The 17475-nt window shown below is 68.1% G+C and carries 19 protein-coding genes; 5 read left to right on the forward strand and 14 right to left on the reverse strand.

From position 1 onward, the window contains the following. Positions 1 to 244: hypothetical protein (locus EII35_RS15895; protein WP_185744237.1), on the forward strand; the 244-nt coding region annotated here is incomplete at its 5' end. Then, a complete protein-coding gene (locus tag EII35_RS08175; protein WP_125227977.1) occupies positions 241 to 1491 on the forward strand; it encodes a hypothetical protein in 1251 nt (416 codons plus the stop codon). The genes EII35_RS15895 and EII35_RS08175, both read left to right, overlap by 4 nt. Positions 1492 to 1654: 163 nt before the next feature. Here the strand turns inward: EII35_RS08175 and EII35_RS08180 are convergent, their stop codons facing one another. After that, positions 1655 to 2620: a hypothetical protein gene (locus EII35_RS08180; RefSeq protein WP_125227978.1), complete on the reverse strand. Its 966-nt coding sequence runs from the start codon at positions 2618 to 2620 to the stop codon at positions 1655 to 1657. 235 nt (positions 2621 to 2855) lie between these two features. Beyond that, on the reverse strand, positions 2856 to 4271 hold the full coding sequence (locus EII35_RS08185; RefSeq protein ID WP_125227979.1) for a mycothione reductase: 1416 nt from the start codon (positions 4269 to 4271) through the stop codon (positions 2856 to 2858). Between the two features lie 38 nt (positions 4272 to 4309). Here EII35_RS08185 and EII35_RS08190 point away from each other — a divergent pair, with 38 nt between their 5' ends. Continuing rightward, on the forward strand, positions 4310 to 5068 hold the full coding sequence (locus EII35_RS08190) for an SDR family NAD(P)-dependent oxidoreductase (protein ID WP_125227980.1): 759 nt from the start codon (positions 4310 to 4312) through the stop codon (positions 5066 to 5068). A gap of 12 nt (positions 5069 to 5080) precedes the next feature. Here the strand turns inward: EII35_RS08190 and EII35_RS08195 are convergent, their stop codons facing one another. From EII35_RS08195 to EII35_RS08230, 8 genes are all read right to left on the reverse strand, one after another. After that, entirely contained in the window at positions 5081 to 6520 is a 1440-nt protein-coding gene (locus EII35_RS08195) for a GerMN domain-containing protein (RefSeq protein WP_125227981.1), read from the reverse strand. A gap of 189 nt (positions 6521 to 6709) precedes the next feature. Then, positions 6710 to 7366, reverse strand: a complete 657-nt coding sequence (locus EII35_RS08200) for a histidine phosphatase family protein (RefSeq protein ID WP_125227982.1) — start codon at positions 7364 to 7366, stop codon at positions 6710 to 6712. Continuing rightward, positions 7366 to 8934 (reverse strand): bifunctional uroporphyrinogen-III C-methyltransferase/uroporphyrinogen-III synthase, encoded by a 1569-nt coding sequence (locus EII35_RS08205; protein ID WP_125227983.1) that lies wholly within the window; start codon positions 8932 to 8934, stop codon positions 7366 to 7368. Before EII35_RS08205 ends, EII35_RS08200 begins: the two co-directional genes overlap by 1 nt. A gap of 48 nt (positions 8935 to 8982) precedes the next feature. Next, positions 8983 to 9084: a 30S ribosomal protein bS22 gene (locus EII35_RS08210; RefSeq protein ID WP_042842924.1), complete on the reverse strand. Its 102-nt coding sequence runs from the start codon at positions 9082 to 9084 to the stop codon at positions 8983 to 8985. Positions 9085 to 9191: 107 nt separating this feature from the next. Continuing rightward, complete coding sequence (locus EII35_RS08215) at positions 9192 to 9899, reverse strand: DUF1707 SHOCT-like domain-containing protein (RefSeq protein WP_185744238.1); 708 nt, start codon at positions 9897 to 9899, stop codon at positions 9192 to 9194. A 45-nt stretch (positions 9900 to 9944) separates the two neighbouring features. Continuing rightward, positions 9945 to 10604 (reverse strand): DUF1707 SHOCT-like domain-containing protein, encoded by a 660-nt coding sequence (locus tag EII35_RS08220; RefSeq protein ID WP_125227985.1) that lies wholly within the window; start codon positions 10602 to 10604, stop codon positions 9945 to 9947. Positions 10605 to 10622: 18 nt separating this feature from the next. Then, positions 10623 to 11405 (reverse strand): pyrroline-5-carboxylate reductase, encoded by a 783-nt coding sequence (proC, locus tag EII35_RS08225; RefSeq protein ID WP_125227986.1) that lies wholly within the window; start codon positions 11403 to 11405, stop codon positions 10623 to 10625. Continuing rightward, on the reverse strand, positions 11402 to 12421 hold the full coding sequence (locus EII35_RS08230; protein WP_125227987.1) for an aspartate-semialdehyde dehydrogenase: 1020 nt from the start codon (positions 12419 to 12421) through the stop codon (positions 11402 to 11404). The genes proC and EII35_RS08230 overlap by 4 nt, the downstream gene beginning before the upstream one ends. A gap of 75 nt (positions 12422 to 12496) precedes the next feature. On the opposite strand from EII35_RS08230, the gene EII35_RS08235 reads away from it, so the two are divergent. After that, positions 12497 to 12898: a hypothetical protein gene (locus EII35_RS08235; protein WP_260465071.1), complete on the forward strand. Its 402-nt coding sequence runs from the start codon at positions 12497 to 12499 to the stop codon at positions 12896 to 12898. Here the strand turns inward: EII35_RS08235 and EII35_RS08240 are convergent. Genes EII35_RS08240 through EII35_RS08250 form a run of 3 tightly spaced genes read right to left on the reverse strand, consistent with a single transcriptional unit; the run spans position 12880 to position 14833 of the window. Further along, complete coding sequence (locus tag EII35_RS08240) at positions 12880 to 13647, reverse strand: CPBP family intramembrane glutamic endopeptidase (protein WP_260465072.1); 768 nt, start codon at positions 13645 to 13647, stop codon at positions 12880 to 12882. The two genes, EII35_RS08235 and EII35_RS08240, sit on opposite strands and share 19 nt — an antisense overlap. Positions 13648 to 13655: 8 nt before the next feature. Further along, on the reverse strand, positions 13656 to 14228 hold the full coding sequence (gene pth, locus EII35_RS08245; RefSeq protein WP_125227988.1) for an aminoacyl-tRNA hydrolase: 573 nt from the start codon (positions 14226 to 14228) through the stop codon (positions 13656 to 13658). After that, positions 14225 to 14833, reverse strand: a complete 609-nt coding sequence (locus EII35_RS08250; protein ID WP_125227989.1) for a 50S ribosomal protein L25/general stress protein Ctc — start codon at positions 14831 to 14833, stop codon at positions 14225 to 14227. Before EII35_RS08250 ends, pth begins: the two co-directional genes overlap by 4 nt. A gap of 141 nt (positions 14834 to 14974) precedes the next feature. Between EII35_RS08250 and EII35_RS08255 the strand changes: the two genes are divergently transcribed. Continuing rightward, a complete protein-coding gene (locus tag EII35_RS08255) occupies positions 14975 to 15601 on the forward strand; it encodes a DNA-3-methyladenine glycosylase (protein ID WP_185744239.1) in 627 nt (208 codons plus the stop codon). Between the two features lie 4 nt (positions 15602 to 15605). On the opposite strand, the gene EII35_RS08260 is transcribed toward EII35_RS08255, so the two are convergent. Then, positions 15606 to 17432 carry a GDSL-type esterase/lipase family protein gene (locus EII35_RS08260; protein ID WP_185744240.1) on the reverse strand — a complete coding sequence of 609 codons (1827 nt, stop codon included), beginning with the start codon at positions 17430 to 17432 and terminating at the stop codon, positions 15606 to 15608. Between the last annotated feature and the right edge of the window lie 43 nt (positions 17433 to 17475).

The raw sequence follows: 17475 nt of genomic DNA on the forward strand, positions 1-17475 counted from the left end.
GAAGGCCGGTGTCCCACGCCACGACCCCCTCGCCATGGGCGCCTTCAAGGCCCTCCCGATCAGCGAACAGCGCCAGTTGGTGAGCTTCACCACCCGAGCCGAACATCAACCCCCACCCATCACCACGACCTCACCCACCACACAGATACCGATCACCGATGCCACCACGGCCACGGCCTCACTCACCGCCCTCCCCGGCCTCTCGGCCGGAATCACCGCAGGCCTGAACAAGGAACGCCCATGAGAATCCACGGCAACGCCTTCGAGTGCACGCTGCCGGAGCACTGGTCAGAACTGGCCGCCCCGGACCGTGTTCATGCAGCCAGCCCCTTCCCGGTCAAGGGGGTCGCCCCCCAGATGATCATGCGCGAGTTCCGGGTGACGCCCGGCCCCGAAATCATGGCGGCAGCCGCCCAGTCGGCGCTTCGCGTCGTCGACGATTCCCTGGTCATCCAGGTCGAACCGATCACCCGCCATGGGGCGGAGCGCCGCCGCATCTGGGCACTCACCCCCGTCGCCTCCGAGGAGGACGGTCACACCGTCACGGCCCTGACCGTCCGGGATCTCGCGGTGATGGAGGGACTGCTGGCCGACGTGACCCTCACCCTGCCCCTGGCTCACTGGAAACCACAGGACAGCCACCTCGCGATTCTTGACAGCCTTCGGCTCCGTCCCGTCGCGGAACGACTCACTCCCAACGGCACGGCCTCCTTCGCCACACCCACGCTCGACGACGTGGCGACGCGACGTGACGGCGTTCCCCGCGAGGACCTCTCGGTCGTGCCCCGGCCCGCCCCCGCGCTCCCTCATGGCCCCGCGGAACTCAGCTCCGCCGCCGCCGCGGTCCTCGTCAACAACATCCAGGTCCGGGGTGACCATGTCCCTGCCGGTGAGGTCGGTGACGAACTCGTCGCGGCCCACCTCCTGAGAGCCGACCGTCACCTTTCCGTCACCGGACACCACTACGCCCACCATGTGCTCAACGGGACGGACTGGCGCATCTCCATGCATCCGGGGGATCGTCAGATCCGCTTCTGGACCACCGAGGACACCACGGCCCTGCTCGTCCCCCATCCCGACGAGGAGGGCAGGAGTCTGCTGGGTTGGTGTACCACCGACGACCTGTTCCGGCTGCTGCTCACCTGGGTCGCTCCCGCACCCGCCTGGCCACGCGACCTCACTCTGAGACTGGGACGACGACGCCTCAGGGCCAAGGTCGAGCAGGGCCGCAACCCCGGCCGGAACCACGCCGGGGACACAGCCGAGTTCCTCCGACACGACTGGACGTCGCTGTCCCTCACCGACATGTGGGCAGCCCCCGTGCTGGAGTGGATCAACAGCACTGGGGGCGGCAGCGCCGTCGTCCACATCGATCGGCCGCTACGTCGCGTCAGTCTGCGGCAGGACCCCGAGGAGCCACTGTGGCAGCAGTTGCTCACGACCCTCCGCACCCACAAGCCAACCCATCTCCGGAGCAGGAGGGCGCGCTGATAGGAGAACCCGGTGGGGCAACCGACGTCTCGGTCGCCCCACCGGGCACTGGTGTCATGTCAGCCCTGCGCGGTCACTGCTCGAAGCCGTGTTCACCCTGATCCCAGGCCACGGGAACAGCAGGAACGCCTCTCAGCGCATCCGGCAGGTTCGTTGTGATGGATCAGAACGGCGGCGGATTCTTGCGGAACTCCTCAACGTTCAGGCTACCGCTCGGATCGATGCTGTTTCCGGGTTCCTGCACACCCACATTGAGCGTCGTGAAGCTCGTCAGGCGCTGCTCGCTGGTGACTTGCACCGCCCGGCTCAGGCCGATGCCGGGGAACCACTGGCCGCCTCCGGCCATCTGCAGATCGGGGTCAGTGACTCGCGAGTCTGCGTACGGGTAGTAGTCGCCACCCACTTGGAGGGTGTACTTGGCCAGGTGCCGATCATCAGGACCGTAAGGGTTGTCCTTGACCAGACGCGTGAAGACCCGGATGTGGACGGCCTTGATGTCCGCAGGGTCCTTCAACGTCATTGGCGTGCCCCAGCCGTGGTAGATCTGCCTGGAACTGGCGGACGGCGGCTTGATGAGCGCGTAGTCACCGTTGTGACGCTCATCGGGTCGCACGTTGTCCAGGTGGGCGTAGGACTCGTTGAAGATGCCACCGGTGATCCGCTGATCCTCGAACAGCTCCCACTTGTTGGTCTTCTTGCTGAGGATGTAGGCCCGGATCGAGCTGACCTCCACCCGGGTGTTGGTCGCTCTGTTGTCCGGCAGTGCGAACACGGCCATCCAGGGCTGGAGCGCCGTCCAGTAGGCGTCGCCCGTCCACCTGTTGCTCGTCACGGCATTGCGCCAGTAATCAGGGGCGTTCGACCCCTTCGGGATGGCTCCCATGACGACATGGGCACGCCTGGCCCAACCAGCACCACTACCGAAGTAGGGGTTGGCACCGTTGTTGGTGCCGTCGTTGTACAGACTCATGTCGTTGATCATGTTCTGCACGTGCCACGGGCTCACCGGCCTGTACGCGGGCGCTTCCGCCACACCGGCCGGGACCTCCGCCTGCGCGGGACTCACCGTCATCACCAGTGATGCGGCAGCCATGGCCGCAATCGCGGCCTTCACTCGAAACTTACCCATCTCAGCTCCTTTGTTGGTGGTTGTGAGATGCGAACCCAAAGCAGGGCATGGAAGCGCTCTCATGCTCCGTGCCACATTCCCCGGGACTGGCTTGGGGATCGCAACAACGACGTTAAGAGCGCTCTCACTTGACCTACAAGTAGGCCTTTCAGCCAATGGTAAAAGATTGAATAACTTTCGTCACTCAGCGGGTGCGACAAGGGGCTTTCTTCACCCCAAGGACGATGATCCTCCGTCAGGAACCGTCCTCGATCTCCTTGACGTCGTGGTTGGCGAGGAGTCCCAGCAACGCGTTCTCGACAACCTCCGTCAGAGCCGGATGGATCCAGTACTGTCCCCTCGCCATCTCGGGCACGGTCAACCCGAATGTCATCGCCTGGATGAGCGGCTGAATCAGCACTGACGCCTGCGGACCGATGATGTGGGCACCGAGCAGGTGCCAGGTCCTGGGATCGGCCATGAGCTTCACGAAGTGTTCGCCCTCGTCCTCCTGCGCCCACCCGTAGGCCACATCCGCATAACGCTGCCGGGAAACCACATAGGTCGCCCCCCAGTCGCGGAGCTGCTCCTCCGTCGCTCCAACGGTGGCGATCTGCGGGTCCGTGAACACCGCGTTCGGGACGTAACGGTGATCGGATGAGGCCAGTTCCCCCTCACCGCGCAACAGGTTCTCGGCCACCGTCCGGGCCTCCGCATTCGCGACGTGCTTGAGCAGATGGTTCGACGAGACATCCCCCAGCGCCCAGATGTGGGGCTGCGACGTCCGCTGATGGGCGTCCACCCGGATCTGGCCGCTGGCGTCGGCCTCAACCCCCGCCGCCTCGAGGTTGAGATCCGAGTTGCGGATCCGCCCCGTCGCCACGAGGACAGCATCGGCCGGGTACTCGTACTCGATGCCGTTGCGGTCCACGGTGACGACGATCACTCCCCCGCCCGGGCCCTCGACGATCTCCGAGACCCGCTGGTTCAGGATGAGGTTGACGCGGCGGGCATGCTCGACGGCGAAGGCCTGGGAGATCTCCCGGTCCTGTCCCCGCAGCAGCACCTCCGACCGATTGATCTGGGTGACCAGGGAGCCCAGCCCGGCGAAGATCTGCGCGAACTCACAGGCGACGAAGCCACCCCCCAGCACGACGAGCCGACGAGGCAGCTCCGGCAGTCGCATGACGTCATCGGAGGTGTGGATGAACTCCTGCAGCTCCGGGGCAACGTCGATGTCGAGCGGACGGGGACGCGAACCGGTCGCGATGACGATCCGGTCCGCACTGATCCGGACATCACCGATGCGCAGGGTGTGGGGGTCCTCGAACTCGGCCCGCCCCTCGAACAGGGTCACGCCGGGATCCCGGCGACGCCAGTCCTTCCCTCCTTCCGAGAAGGGATCGATCCGCCCGAAGATCCGGTCGCGGATCTGCGGCCACGACGCGCCCTTGAGCTCGAGGTCGACGCCGAGACGCTTGGCATGCCCGGGCGCGCCGGCGGCCTCCGAGGCCGCCACGAACATCTTGGTCGGGATGCAGCCACGGTTGAGGCAGGTCCCCCCGAACACGGGGTTCTGCTCGATGAGGGCCACCTCGAGATGGGCGAAACGCTCATCAATCATCATGTTGCCCGACCCGGAGCCGATCACGGCGATGTCGAAGTGCTGCATGACTCCATGATGTCATGGGCTCCCCTATGCTCCTGTCCATGACAGGTTGGGCAGTTGTGACAGGAGCCTCCGGTGGGCTCGGCGAGGGATACGCGACGGAGCTGGCGAGGCAGGGAGCGAACATCGTCCTCGTCGCCCGCAGCGCCGACCGACTGGAGGCCCTCGCCGAGAGGCTCCGCACGCTCCACCACGTGCAGGTCCGAGCGCTCCCCTGCGATCTCACCGACCGCGACAGCCGGGCCGGGCTCATCGACGAGCTGCGCGCAACGCAGGTCCACACGTTGGTCAACAACGCCGGCTTCGGCACCCTCGGCAACTTCGTCGACATCCCGGCCCAGCGGCTCAGCGACGAGGTCGAACTCAACGTCGTGGCCCTCACGGAATTGCTGCACACCTTCCTCCCCGGCATGCGGGACCGGGGGCGAGGCGCCGTGATCAACATCGCCAGCACCGCAGCCTTCCAGCCGATCCCGACCTTCGCCACCTACGCCGCGACAAAGGCCTACGTCCTGCGTCTGTCGGTGGCCCTGTGGGCCGAGCTGCGCGACACGGATGTCAGGGTGCTGGCGGTCTGCCCCGGCCCCACCGACACCTCCTTCTTCGACGCCGCCGGGAACGACGGGGTGATGTCGAGACGACGCAGCGTCGACCAGGTGGTGGCGACCTCCTTCCGCGCCCTACGTCGTCGACAGCCCTACGTCGTCGACGGGGTGGTCAACTCCGCCCTCGCCGAGGCGACGCGGTTCGTCCCGACCGGTCTCGCCACCCGGATGGCCTCCTGGGTCGCGGCGCACTGAGCCAGCCGTGCGTCAGCTGACGGTGATCGTGCGGTTCTGCTGCAACAGCTGGGGAACCGTCTCCCCGTAGGACCCCTCGGCCACGATCTGGTACTCGCCGGGCCCGAGGTCCAGGGTCACGCTCCACGCGCGCCAACCGTCTCCATCCGGATCGATGTCGATCTGCGCGAAGAGGCTGGTCAACAGCACGCCCTCGGAGTTCGACACGAGGATGCGCGGCGCCGTCGGCGACTCCTGGGTCAGCCCGGAGATGTTGATCTTCCCGGCGGGCAGCTTGGCCGTGTTCCCCGGGGAGTTGATCCACAGCTTCCCCAGGGGAGTGAGCCCATCCCGACGGTGCTCGCCCCGGAACGGGGCCGGCGGCTCCGCCCCGTCGGCGAGGAACCGCACCACCAGATCCGGCTCGCCGAGGATGTCCGAGGCGGTGTAGACCATCTGATCCACGGCCCGGCCGGCATCCGCCTCCGACCCGAACTCCAGGTAGGAGTCCGCGCTGAGATCGATGGTGAGCACCCCTGCCTCGACGGTGGCGGAGACGACGCGCCCCGGCGTCCACTCCGAGTCGTAGTCGGGGTCGAGGGGAGCCAGGGACAGGATGGCATTCGCCGCGGTCTGCACGAGGCTGCCGGAGACCGGCAGGTCGCGGAGTTCCCGGTAGAGGAGGCTGTCGGCACGACCCACGTAGTAGACCGGCACGGACTGCACCTGCGACGGCCGGGAGCGCGCCGCGGCCCCCGCCGGGTTCGTCGTCATGACCGGGGAGGGCGACGGGACCGGTTCCGAACGCCCCGTGGTGGCCCAGGCCAGGGTGCCGCCCACGGCAAGGGCCCCGGCGACGAACAGCGTCGACACCCACAGCGGGACGCCGTCCCGACGCGCACGCAGCGCCCTGAGCTCCAGCTCGAGGGTTTCCGTGCCGGGGGCCTGGACGAGCCTGGCCGCCGCCCGCAGCGCCGCGGTCAGTTCCTCCGACAGCGATTCGACCACACCCGGCTGGCTTCCCGGGACAGGGTCCCCGACGGTGGCGCGCACCTGCTCGACGGCCTCGGCGAGCCGCTGGTTGCTGCCCTTGACCGTCATGCGCATGACCCCGGCCAGGGCGGCACCGAAGATGGACAGATAGTGACTGACGAGGAGGATCTCCCCGAGCCGCACCGGCATCGCGGCGACGGCCTGGCAGATCTCGTTCTGCCTCGGGTCCGCCACCTCCTGCAGCTGCAGCTGACCCAGGGAGCCCCGCGCGGAACGGGCCTGGTGCACGACGTGCTCGATGAGGTACTCGACGCGCTCCGCCGGGTCGACGATGCGTCGTTCACGTCGGGACAGGCCCAACAGCGCGGTGCGGATGATGTGCCCCGACTGGGTCTCGGCGCCGAGCATCACGGCGAGACGGTGCAGCGTCGGCCCCTGTTCCTCGAACAGCTCGGCGAGCCAGGCCTCGTCCTCAACCATGCCGAACTCCACTTCGGCTCGTCGTTGAGCCAGGGAGGGTGGCTGGAAGGTTGGGGTTCTTCACCCGCCCTATTGTGCCCCCAAAAGTCATGTGACGAAAGTGAGTCGAGCCAACTCCCTCCCAGCCGTCCGAACGGACGAACCAGAGTTTGGCAGGACCGCCGTCGCCGACGGGTGGGGCGAGGAACATCAGGTGCCGACCCTGAACTTGATCCCCTTCTTGGGCGGAAGGAGATCGGCGGCGGGCTCGCACTGGTCGACGGCCGTCACCACCCCGTCGCGCAGGCGCAGGGAGGTGACGGAGACGAGGGTGCAGCGACGACGACGCGGGTCGTGGAAGAACCTCATCCCGAGCGCGTCACGACGTGCGATCTCAATGGGCAGCTGGTGACTGACCACGAGCACCTGACCGCCGGGACCGGCCGCGAGGGCGGCGTCGCGCACCGCGTCGCGCATCCTCGCGGCGATGTCGACGTAGGGTTCCCCCCAGCTGGGGCGGAACGGGTTGAGGACGTGACGCAGCATCCGGGGGTCACGCAGCGCCTTGTTGTCCGCGCCGAAGACCTTGCCCTCGAACGCGTTGGCCGCCTCGATGACCCGCTCGTCGGTGACGACCTCCAGGTGCGGAAACAGCGCCGCTGTCGGGGCGAGGGTCTCCCGGGCCCGCTGCAGCGGGGAGCACACCAGGTGCGTCAGCGGCACGTCCCGCCAGTGCTCCGCCATGCGCTGGGCCATGGCGTGGCCGAGCTCGGAGAGCCCGAAGCCGGGGAGCCTGCCATAGAGGACCCCGTCGGGGTTGTGGACCTGCCCGTGCCTCATGAGATGGACGATCGTCGGCTCAGTCATCACGCCTCCTTGCGGCGGGCGTCCTTGCGTCGACGCCGTCGCTGGGACGGTTTGGTGTCGGGGAGGCCCTGGGCCAGCCGGTCGGATCGACGGTGGTCGGCGAAGCGGGCGAGCCCGGCGGCCAGCGCCTCGAAGCTGGGGGCCTCGGCCAGGACGTCGACGCGCAGGCCGTGCATGCGGCAGGCCTCGGCGGTCGCCGGGCCGATCGCGGCGATGATGGAGGCGGTGTGCGGCTTGCCGGCGATGCCGATCATGTTGCGAACCGCCGACGAGGACGTGAACACCACCGCGTCGAACAGACCCGTCTTGATACTCTCCCGCACCTCCGCTGGCGGGGGCGAGGCCCGGACCGTCCGGTAGGCGGTGACCTCCTCGACCTCCCAGCCGAGGTTCCCGAGCCCCTCGACCAGTTCGGTCACGGCCACGTCGGCGGTGGGGACGAGCACCCGGTTCATGGGGTCGATGAGGTCGTCGAAGGCGGGAAACTCCAGCGCCAGGTCCCGGACGGTCGCCCCCTCCTGGGGCACGAGATCCGGTTTGATCCCCACCCGGCCGAGGGCCTCGACGGTGCCGCGACCGACCGCCGCCAGCTGGATCCCGGCGAGGGCGCGCGAGTCGAGTCCGTACTCGGCCAGCCGCTCGACGATGGCGACGACGGAGTGGGGTGAGGTGAAGACGAGCCACAGGAATCGTCCATCGACGAGTCCCCGCACGGCCTTCTCCATCCCCGCCTCCGTGCGTGGCGGCTCGATGGACATGGTCGCCACGATCTCGGTGGTGGCACCGTAGCGGGCGAGCTGGTCGGTGAGTTCCCGCAGCTCGTCCTTGGTGCGGGGCACCAGCACCCGCCAGTCGAACAGCGGCTTCGACTCGAACCAGTCCAGCCGGTCACAGGCCACGTCGCTCACCCCGGAGCCGACGAGCAGGAACCGGTCGCCGCCGACCGCAGCGACGTCGAGGCCCTGCCACGTGGTCAGTCGGCTCTGCTGGGAGGTGGTGCCCAGCGCCCGCAGCTCCAGGACCTCGGCATGCGGCCCGTACCGCAGGATGCCCTCGTCGACGACCCCGGCGATGCTCTCGTCGGAGACGCGGATCACCACGACCCGGGCCTCCGGCCAGTCCGCGGGGAGCCCCGCGGTGGCGTCGCACGAGGTCATGACCTCGACGGGGGTGATGCCGCCATAGCTGAGGGCCGCGGTCCACGGGCTGACACCCGGGATGATGTGGGTCCGCACCCGCTTGTCCGCGAGGATGCGACTGAGGGTGGCACGGTGCCGGGTGTCGCTGAAGAAGTCACCTCCGGCGAGCCTCACGACCCTGAGCCCACCCTCGGCGACGTCGAGCAGCTGCTGGACCTCGTCCTCGGCCACCTCGAGCACCTGGCCGGTGGGTTCAACCCCGACCAGGGCCAGTTCGTCGATCATGGTGAGGGAGTCGACGACCAGGACATCCGACGAGAGCAGTTCACGCGCCCCCGCGTGGCTGATGAGCCCCGGGTCACCCGGACCGTAGGCGACGAAGGTCACGGAACCGACAGCTGTGGTCGATTCCGGATCGAACTGGCTCACGGACAGGCTCCTGCGGGTTGGCCCCGCCGTTCACGGGCGGGGGTCAGCTCACTTGCCGGCGCGACGGCGCTGAATGCGGGTGCGCTTCAGCAGCTTGCGGTGCTTCTTCTTGGCCATGCGCTTGCGGCGCTTCTTGATGACGGAGCCCACTGTTTGCCTTTCACTATCCGTCCCCGCGTTTCGGAAACGGTGGAGTGCCGGGACGACCCCGGCGGAGTCCATATGCTAACTCGCATCCCCGTCGGGGTGCCAATTGCTCAGGAAGCGGGAAGCGCGGCCCTGCGTCGCTGGTGCTTGGCGAGTCTCCGCCGGTCCCACCAGTTCGGTTCCCGAGCGATGAGGCCCTGCTGGAAGGTGCCCCGCAGAAGAAGGAGCGGCTGCCCCGGTTCGGGTCGGGTGGGGACCCTCGAGCGAACGGTCATCCCCCACGACGTCCCCGTGGTCACCCGCCCGTTGTTGACCTGAGTCACCGGCTCAGGGGTCACCGTCGTGGCCCGGAGGTCGACCCCCCAGCCCCGGGGAACGACGAGGTAGGGCCGGATGGTCCCCGTGAAGACGATGTCGATGACCGGGGCGAGGGGGCGGGCCTCGACGAAGTTGAGGTACAGCCCACCGCCACCGGAGACGAACTCCATGAAGGGAGGCACGTCCCACGCGCCGATGAGTTCCAGCCCCTTGAAGGACACCCGATGGATGAGGGGATGCTCCCAGGTCATGCCGGGGGTGGTGGGATCCCCGTTCCCGCTCTGGAAGAGGGATTCGAACCCCTCCCCGGGGATGAGGTCCCGCAACACCCGGTGCAGGTCGCCCCGGGTCACGGCGTTCAGCGCGGCGGGGAGCCTGGCGTCGAACTCCTCCAGGGTCAGCCTGCCATCCGCCATCGCGTCACGCAGCTGGGCCGCCGCCTTCTCCCGTTCGGTGTGGGTGACGCGAAGATCAAGGTCCGACCACGTGGATTCCGACATGGCCTCCATTGTGCCCGGCGGATCAAGGGTGGACCCCCCGCTCCATCAGACCGAGGGCAGGGCGGCGTGCCTGCCCCGTATCTTCGCCAGTTTGCGCTCGTCGAACCAGTTGGGCTCCCGCACCTTCAATCCGTGCTTCGCGATGCCCCGGACCAGGACGCGGGGCTTCCCCTTCGCTGGCCGGGTCGGCACCTCGGAGTTGATGCTCTCCCCCAGGTCACTCATCGTCGAGCCCATCTGGTGCAGGTCGACCCCCCAGCCGGGCGGCACAATGATCTTGGCGGAGAGGCTTCCCGTCAGCACGATGTCGAGCACGGGGGCCAGCGGTGTCGCATCCACGAAGTTCAGGTAGAGGGTCCCCCAGTCCTTGCCGATGAACTCCATGAACGGCGGCACCCGCCAGGGGCCGACGAGGGAAAGACCCTGCCATCCGAATCGTTGCAGCCACGGGTTCTCCCACGACATCCCCAGCGCCTCGGTCTCGCCGCTGCTGATGCCGAAGAGTCGGCCCATCTCCTCACTCGGGACCAGGTCCCGGAGCACCTCGTGGATGTCGGCACGGGTCATCGCCCCCAGAGCCCTGGGCAGTCTGCTCTCCAGCTCGTCGAAACTGAGCCGTCCGTCCGCGGTGGCGTCCCTGAGGTGGGCCGCCGCGCTCTCCCGCTCGGCGGTGGTGACCCGGAGTTGCAGATCGGTGTCAGACATGACGTCCAGTATGACCGATCAGAGCTCAGCACTGCGACGGGCGCACGCCTCGACGGCCGCGAGGAAGGCGGCGCGCACGCCACGCTCGTCGAGGACCCTGAGGGCCGCGGCCGTGGTGCCGGCCGGTGAGGTGACCCGCTCCCGCAGCACCGTCGCCGATTCCCCGGAGCGTTCCAGCATGGCGGCGGCCCCCGCGAAGGTGCCGTTGACCAGGGTGGTGGCATCGGCGCGGCTCAGCCCCTGATGGACCCCCGCCTCAATCATCGCCTCGGCGACGGCGAACAGATAGGCCGGGCCGGAGCCCGACAGGGCGGTGAGCGCGTCGAGCTGCGACTCCGGCACGACGACGCTGATCCCGACGGCGTCCATGAGATCCGTGACCCTGTCGATGTCGGAGTCGGCCACCCCCGGCCCGGGCGCGATCCCCGCGACCCCCTTCCCGACGAGGGCAGGGGTGTTCGGCATGACCCGGACGACGGGCTGCCCCTTCGGCAGCGGGGCGGCGAGCCGTTCGAGACCAACCCCGGCCGCGATGGAGACCACGAGCGTGCCGGGGCGCAGATCGGGAGCGAGTTCCGTCAGCACTCCCTCGACATGGTGGGGTTTCACCGCCACCACCAGCACGTCGACCCGCGCGGCCTCTGCCAGGCTGGCGGACGCCACCCGGTGGACGTCGCAGAAGTGCTTCAGGCGCGTCTCATCACGGTCGACGACGACGATGTCCTCCGGCGCGGTACCCGCCGCGATCCATCCCGCGACGAGGGCCTCCCCCATCGCCCCGGCCCCCACGACGCCGATCATCGGACCAGCAGCTCCGCGATCTGGATGGCGTTGAGGGCGGCCCCCTTGCGGAGGTTGTCGTTGCTGAGGAACAGCACGAGGCCGGTGCCACCGGGCACCGACTGGTCCTGCCGGATCCGGCCGACCAGGCTCGGGTCCTTGCCCGCCGCATCCCGCGGCGTCGGCACGTCCGTCAGCGCGACCCCGGGGGCGTCGGCGAGGATCGTGCGCGCCTCGTCGGGGGTGATGGGGCGCGAGAATCGGGCGTGGATGCTCAGGCTGTGCCCGGTGAAGACGGGGATCCTGACACACGTCCCGGCGACGAGGAGGTCGGGAAGGTGGAGGATCTTGCGGGACTCGTTGCGGAGCTTCTTCTCCTCGTCCGTCTCCCCCTCACCGTCGTCGACGAGGGCTCCCGCGAGCGGCACCGCGTTGAAGGCGATGGGCGCGACATAGGGCCCGAGCTCAGCGGGGGCGGCGATGGTGCCGTCATGGGTGAGGCCCCTCGGGTCGCCGGTCTGCTCCACCTGGGAGGCGAGGGTCTCCACCCCGGCCAGCCCGGAGCCGGAGACCGCCTGGAACGTGGTGACCTGCAGCGCCTCGAGCCCGGCGGCATCGCTCAGGGGCTTCAGAACGGGCATCGCGGCCATCGTGGTGCAGTTCGGGTTGGCGATGATGCCGATCTCCGCCCTCGCCACGTCCTCCGGGTTGACCTCGGCGACGATGAGCGGCACGGAATCGTGCATGCGCCAGGCCGAGGAGTTGTCGATGACGGTGGCCCCCGCCTCGGCGACCCTCGGCGCCCACTGCTTGGAGGTGCCGCCGCCGGCGGAGAAGAGGGCGACGTCCAGGCCGGAGAAGTCGGCCGTGGCGAGGTCCTCGACGACGACGTCGTGGCCCTGCCAGTCGAGGGTGCGCCCCGCCGACCGCTCCGAGGCGAAGAACCGAATCCCGTCGACGGGGAAGTTCCGCTCCGCCAACAACCTCCGCATCACGCCACCGACCTGGCCGGTGGCACCAAACACTCCAACACGCATGCGGCAATCCTAGGGCCGCTCCCCGACCGGGGGGCCATGTCCCTCATAGACTGGAATGACCCGATGGAAGGATGGATGATGGCCTTCAATGAACCCCACCTCCTCAAGGCGGGGGCCAATCACATCGACGCCCCGGCCACCGGTCTCGAGAAGGTGCTCGCCTGGAACCCCCTCATGTTGCTGTCCGGGCAGTTCGGACGGATCGCCCGCGGCGGGTTCCTCTACGTCACCCGCACCCACCTGGTCTTCGACCCCCACAGCATGAACGACGCCGTCGAGAGGAGCCGGTTGCGGATCCCGTTGTGGGAGATCAGGAGCACCCGCACCCGACAGAAGGGGCTGTCAGCGATCCTCACCGTCTCGACGGTGCGGGGCGTGGAACTCGATTTCCTCTGCTGGAGCCGTGCCAAGGTCATCGCCGCGATCGAGCAGGCCCAGCAGCAGCTGGGCGGCCCGGGTCACAGCCAGCCGATGTGAGGCTTGAGGAGCGCGTATCCGACGAAGGCGGCGATGTCGAGCAGGGAGTGGACGATCACCAGCGGCATGACCCGACGGGTCCGCAGGTAGAGCCAGCCGAGCAGCAGCCCCATCACGAGATTGCCGATGAACCCGCCGAAGCCCTGGTACAGGTGGTAGCCGCCCCTGATCACGGCTGAGATGATGAGGATGGCGACGACACCTCCCCCGGCCTGGCGCCAACGGGTGAAGAGGTAGCCCACCATGACGACCTCCTCGAGGAGGCCGTTCATGATGGCGCGGAGGATGAGGATGGGGACGGTCCACCAGGCCGCAGCGAGGTCGGAGGCGACGATGGAGGTGTTGATGCCGAGCGCCCGGGCGGCGAAGTAGAACGCCAGCCCGGCGATCCCGATCGCAGCGAAGACCCCGAAGCCGACAGCGAGGTCGAAGCGGGGGCGACGCAGGTCCAGCCCCATCGCGAGGAAGGGGCCGCCCGTCGGCCGCACGTGCACCCACATCAGGTACAGCACCAACGCCACCGGCATGAGGGGGAGGATCACCCCGACCACCTGGTAGGCGAGGTCGAGCCATGGCCGCTCCGGGGTGGCGGAACTGTTGATGCTGGTGCGCTGCTGGGCGAGGGGGACGTCGCGGGTGAGTTTCTCGATGATCGACAGGACCGCGTAGACCATCGACTTGCCGAGGGACAGCCCCAGCACGATGAGCATCTCGACGCGGAGCTGTCGGGTCCTGAGGGTGTCGGTCACGGGAGTTCTCAGTTGTTGAAGGCGTTCTGGGTGGCGACGAGACCGTCGGTGACGAGCTTCAGGGCGGCATCGGCCGCGACGGCGGCGTCGAGTCGCATCGCGTCGAGGTCGGCGGGGCGCATCCTGGCCAGGACGTGGTCGGCGGCGGGCTGCCGACCGGGGGGCCGACCGATCCCGACCCTCACGCGCAGGAAGTCCCCGGTCCCGAGATGGGCGCGGATGGATTTCAACCCGTTGTGCCCGTTGTCGCCTCCGCCGAGTTTGATCCTCAACCGGCCGGGGTCGAGGTCCAGCTCGTCGTGGATGACGATGACCTCAGCGGGCGGGATCTTGTGGAATCGCGCGACGGCGGCGACGGCGACACCGGATTCGTTCATGTAGGTGGTGGGCTTGACGAGGATCACCTTGGTGTCGGCGGCGACGACACCGGAGGCGACCTCGGCACGTTGCCCCTTGGCGAGGGAGAACCTCGCCCCCAGGCGATCGGCGAGATCGTCGACCGCCCAGAACCCGACGTTGTGCCGGGTGGGGGCATAGGTCGGGCCCGGGTTTCCGAGCCCGACCACGAGGTGGGTGCTCACTCGGCCGCAGCGTCCTCGGCGGCTTCGCCCTCAGCGGCCTCGGCATCCTCGACCGGCTCGGCGTCGGCGATGTTGATGCTGACGACGAGGTGCTCGGGATCGACGTTGGCCTCGACGCCTTCGGGCAGGGTGAGGTCGCTGACGAGGATCTGGGCGCCGACCTCGAGGCCGTCGACGGAGACCTCGATCTCGCTCGGGATCTGGGTGGCGGGGGCCAGGACGGGCAGGGCCATGAGCTCGTGGTTGACGAGCGAGTCCTTGCCGGCGGGCTCACCGATGAAGTTGATCGGGACGTCGACGGCGACCTTCTCGCTGGCCTTCACCAGCAGCAGGTCGACGTGCTCGAGGAACCCGGTGATGGGGTCGCGCTGCACCTGCTTGGGGAGAGCGAGGACGGGCTTCTTGGCGTCGTCGATGGCGATCTCGAGCAGGACGTTGGCGTTGCGGAGCGCCAGGAAGGTCTCCTTGTTGGGCAGCGACACGTGGACGGGGTCGGTGCCGTGGCCGTAGATGACGGCGGGGATCTGCTCGGCGCGGCGGAGCTTGCGGGCAGCGCCCTTGCCGAACTCGGTGCGGGTGGCGGCAGCCAGCTTGACGTTGGCCATGTTTCCTCCTTCAGGGGTTGAGAGTGTGCACGCCTGAAGGGGTTGCTAGTCGATCACGGACGTCTCGTCCCTCGCCAGGCAGCCTGCTCAGGGTACCTCCCGCCGGGGAAGTGCCCCAAATTGCGGGGTACGCTCCAGGGCATGGAGGGGATGTCACGCGCCGGCCGCGACTGGTTCGACGGTGATGTGCTGGCGGTGGCACCGCGGCTGCTGGGCGGAGTGCTGCGCCGGAGCACGCCGGAGGGGACGGTGGCGATCCGGGTCACGGAGGTCGAGGCGTATGCCGGGTCCGGCGATCCCGGCTCCCACACCTTCCGCGGCCGCACTGAGCGCAACGCGACGATGTTCGGCCCTCCCGGTCGCCTGTACTGCTATCTCAGCTACGGGATGCACTTCAACCTCAACGTGGTGTGTGACGGCGAGGGGGTCGGGAGTGCGTGTCTGCTCAGGGCGGGTGAGGTCATCGAAGGGGCGGAGCTGGCGCGGCGGCGACGCTCCGCCCGACCCCGTCGCTCTCCCCTGCCGGAGCATCACCTGGCGCGCGGCCCCGGCAACCTGGGACAGGCGATCGGGTCGTCGCGGGAGTGCGACGGCGCGGACCTCATGGGCGAGGAGTGGTCGTGGTGGCTGCCCAAGGCCCCGCCCACCGTATGGCGGACGGGGCCCAGGGTCGGGGTCTCCGGCGAGGGAGGCGACGGGAACCGGTTCCCGTGGCGGTTCTGGCTACCGGCTGAACCGTCGGTCTCCCCCTACCGGCGATCGGGCTGACCGGTCACGTCCCCGTCCTCGGCAGCCCGGGGCGAGGCGACGGCGGCTGGGGCCGAGCCGGGGTGGATGCCGTGGGTGTCGGTTGCACCGGTCCACTGGTCCAGGTGGGCGTCGGACCGGGCCTCGGCGCCCCCGAGATCGTCCCTGACGGGGCCGGTTTCGAAGGCCCACTCGTCCACGTGGGCGTCGGCTGCGGGGCGGACGGCACCATGGATGGTGTCCCCGTTGGCTGAGGCGGCGCCGGGGACGTCGGCTCGGGATCGGTCGGCTCCACCGTCGGGATCACTGTGGGAAGCACGGTCGGGGTGGCTGTCGGCTCCACGGTTGGCGGCGCGGGAGGCTGGGACGGATTGAGTCGATCGTTGTCGAACACGCCTTCCATGTCGGTGGTGGGAACGCCCGACTCGGGGTCACACTCATCACCGATGCCGTCAGCATCCCAGTCACCTTGGCCATGGTTGTCGGCCTCAGGACAGTTGTCCTCGGCAGCCGGGATGCCATCACCGTCAACCGAGACATCCACTGGCGTGCTGAAGAAACTCGACTTGCCCTTGGCATCCGTGACCCGGACGGTCACGGAGCCGTTGAATTCCTGATTCCATGTGTGGGTCAGGACCGGCCCCGCGTCCTGGAAGTCGAAGTCCATGTCGCCGTTCAGGTCCCAGTCGTAACGGGTGATGGGCGCCGTCACCCCGTAGGAGCCGCGGGCGTCAAGACTCACCTCCTCGCCGATGGCCAGGACGTACGGGCCCTGGATCCAGGCCCTTGGACCGCCATGAGGATCAGGGGGATCGACATCATCGGAGCGCTCCTCGCCGCTGACGCTTCGCTTGTCGGCTGCCTTCGGAACACCCACTTCCTCCGCCAGTGCGGCAGCAATTTCTCGCTGGCCGATCAGATTGGGGTGATACCACTCCTCCTTCTGCCCCGTCGTGGGGTAGCCTTCCTCCGACATACCCGACTGGGTTTTTCCATCTGGCCCCACATCACCTTTCGTCTCGAGGAACTCGTTGAGCCAGCGGTGGTCATTGCGCCGATCTGCGCGGGGGTCCGGCTCATGCTTGGAGAACCTGCTCCGAATGGAGCCGATGAAGCGGACCTTCTTCCCAGCACCAAGGTTCCACGCCTTGACAACCTGCTCTTGCACCGTGGCCGCCTCATCGGCGAGGGAACGCACCTCAGTGGCAACCGGATAGTCGAAGGTTTCGAGGCATCGACCTCTACCGACTATCACGCACTGGCGCAGTAGATGATCAGGAAGATCCAGGCTGAGATGCGGATATCCCACGAGAACGATCTCCGCGTCCTTCTTCAGGAGTCGCTTGTCCAGCGCCGCGAGCACCTTCGCGGTCTGTTCGGCCAGGTTGCCTTCCCGCACGTAGCGACGCGACGCCTCGACCGTGTTGCGGCAGCCCTCCGGCCTCCTGACCCCGACCACGAAGCACTGGATGATGACATCAGCAAAGCCTCCGTCGTTACCACCCGCGATGAACATGGCCAGGTCCGCCTGAGGATCAAGCTCAGGCACCTGCTGCGCGATCACCTGCTCAGCGGTGTGACCGGACCAGGCCAGCACATTCAACCTCGTGGCAACCCCTTGCGAATTCAGCCACTCAACATACTTGTGCCCCCAGCTGTTACTGCTTCGGAACGACCCCTCCGGGCCGTAATAGTCCCCAGCCCCGTTACCAGCAGCAAAGGAGTCACCGAGCACCACGACGTGCAGGTTCTTCTCCGCCTGTACCTGATCCGCCTGAGCTGCCGGGACAACTCCCAGCAACACCGTCAACGCGATCCACAGGGCCAGTATGGCACTTCGCCGACGAAACATGTTCACCATCCCCTCCAGAGCTCATGTCAATTCTTGAGAAGTG

This window comes from Arachnia propionica (assembly GCF_003932785.1).
Taxonomy (GTDB): Bacteria; Actinomycetota; Actinomycetes; order Propionibacteriales; family Propionibacteriaceae; genus Arachnia; species Arachnia propionica_B.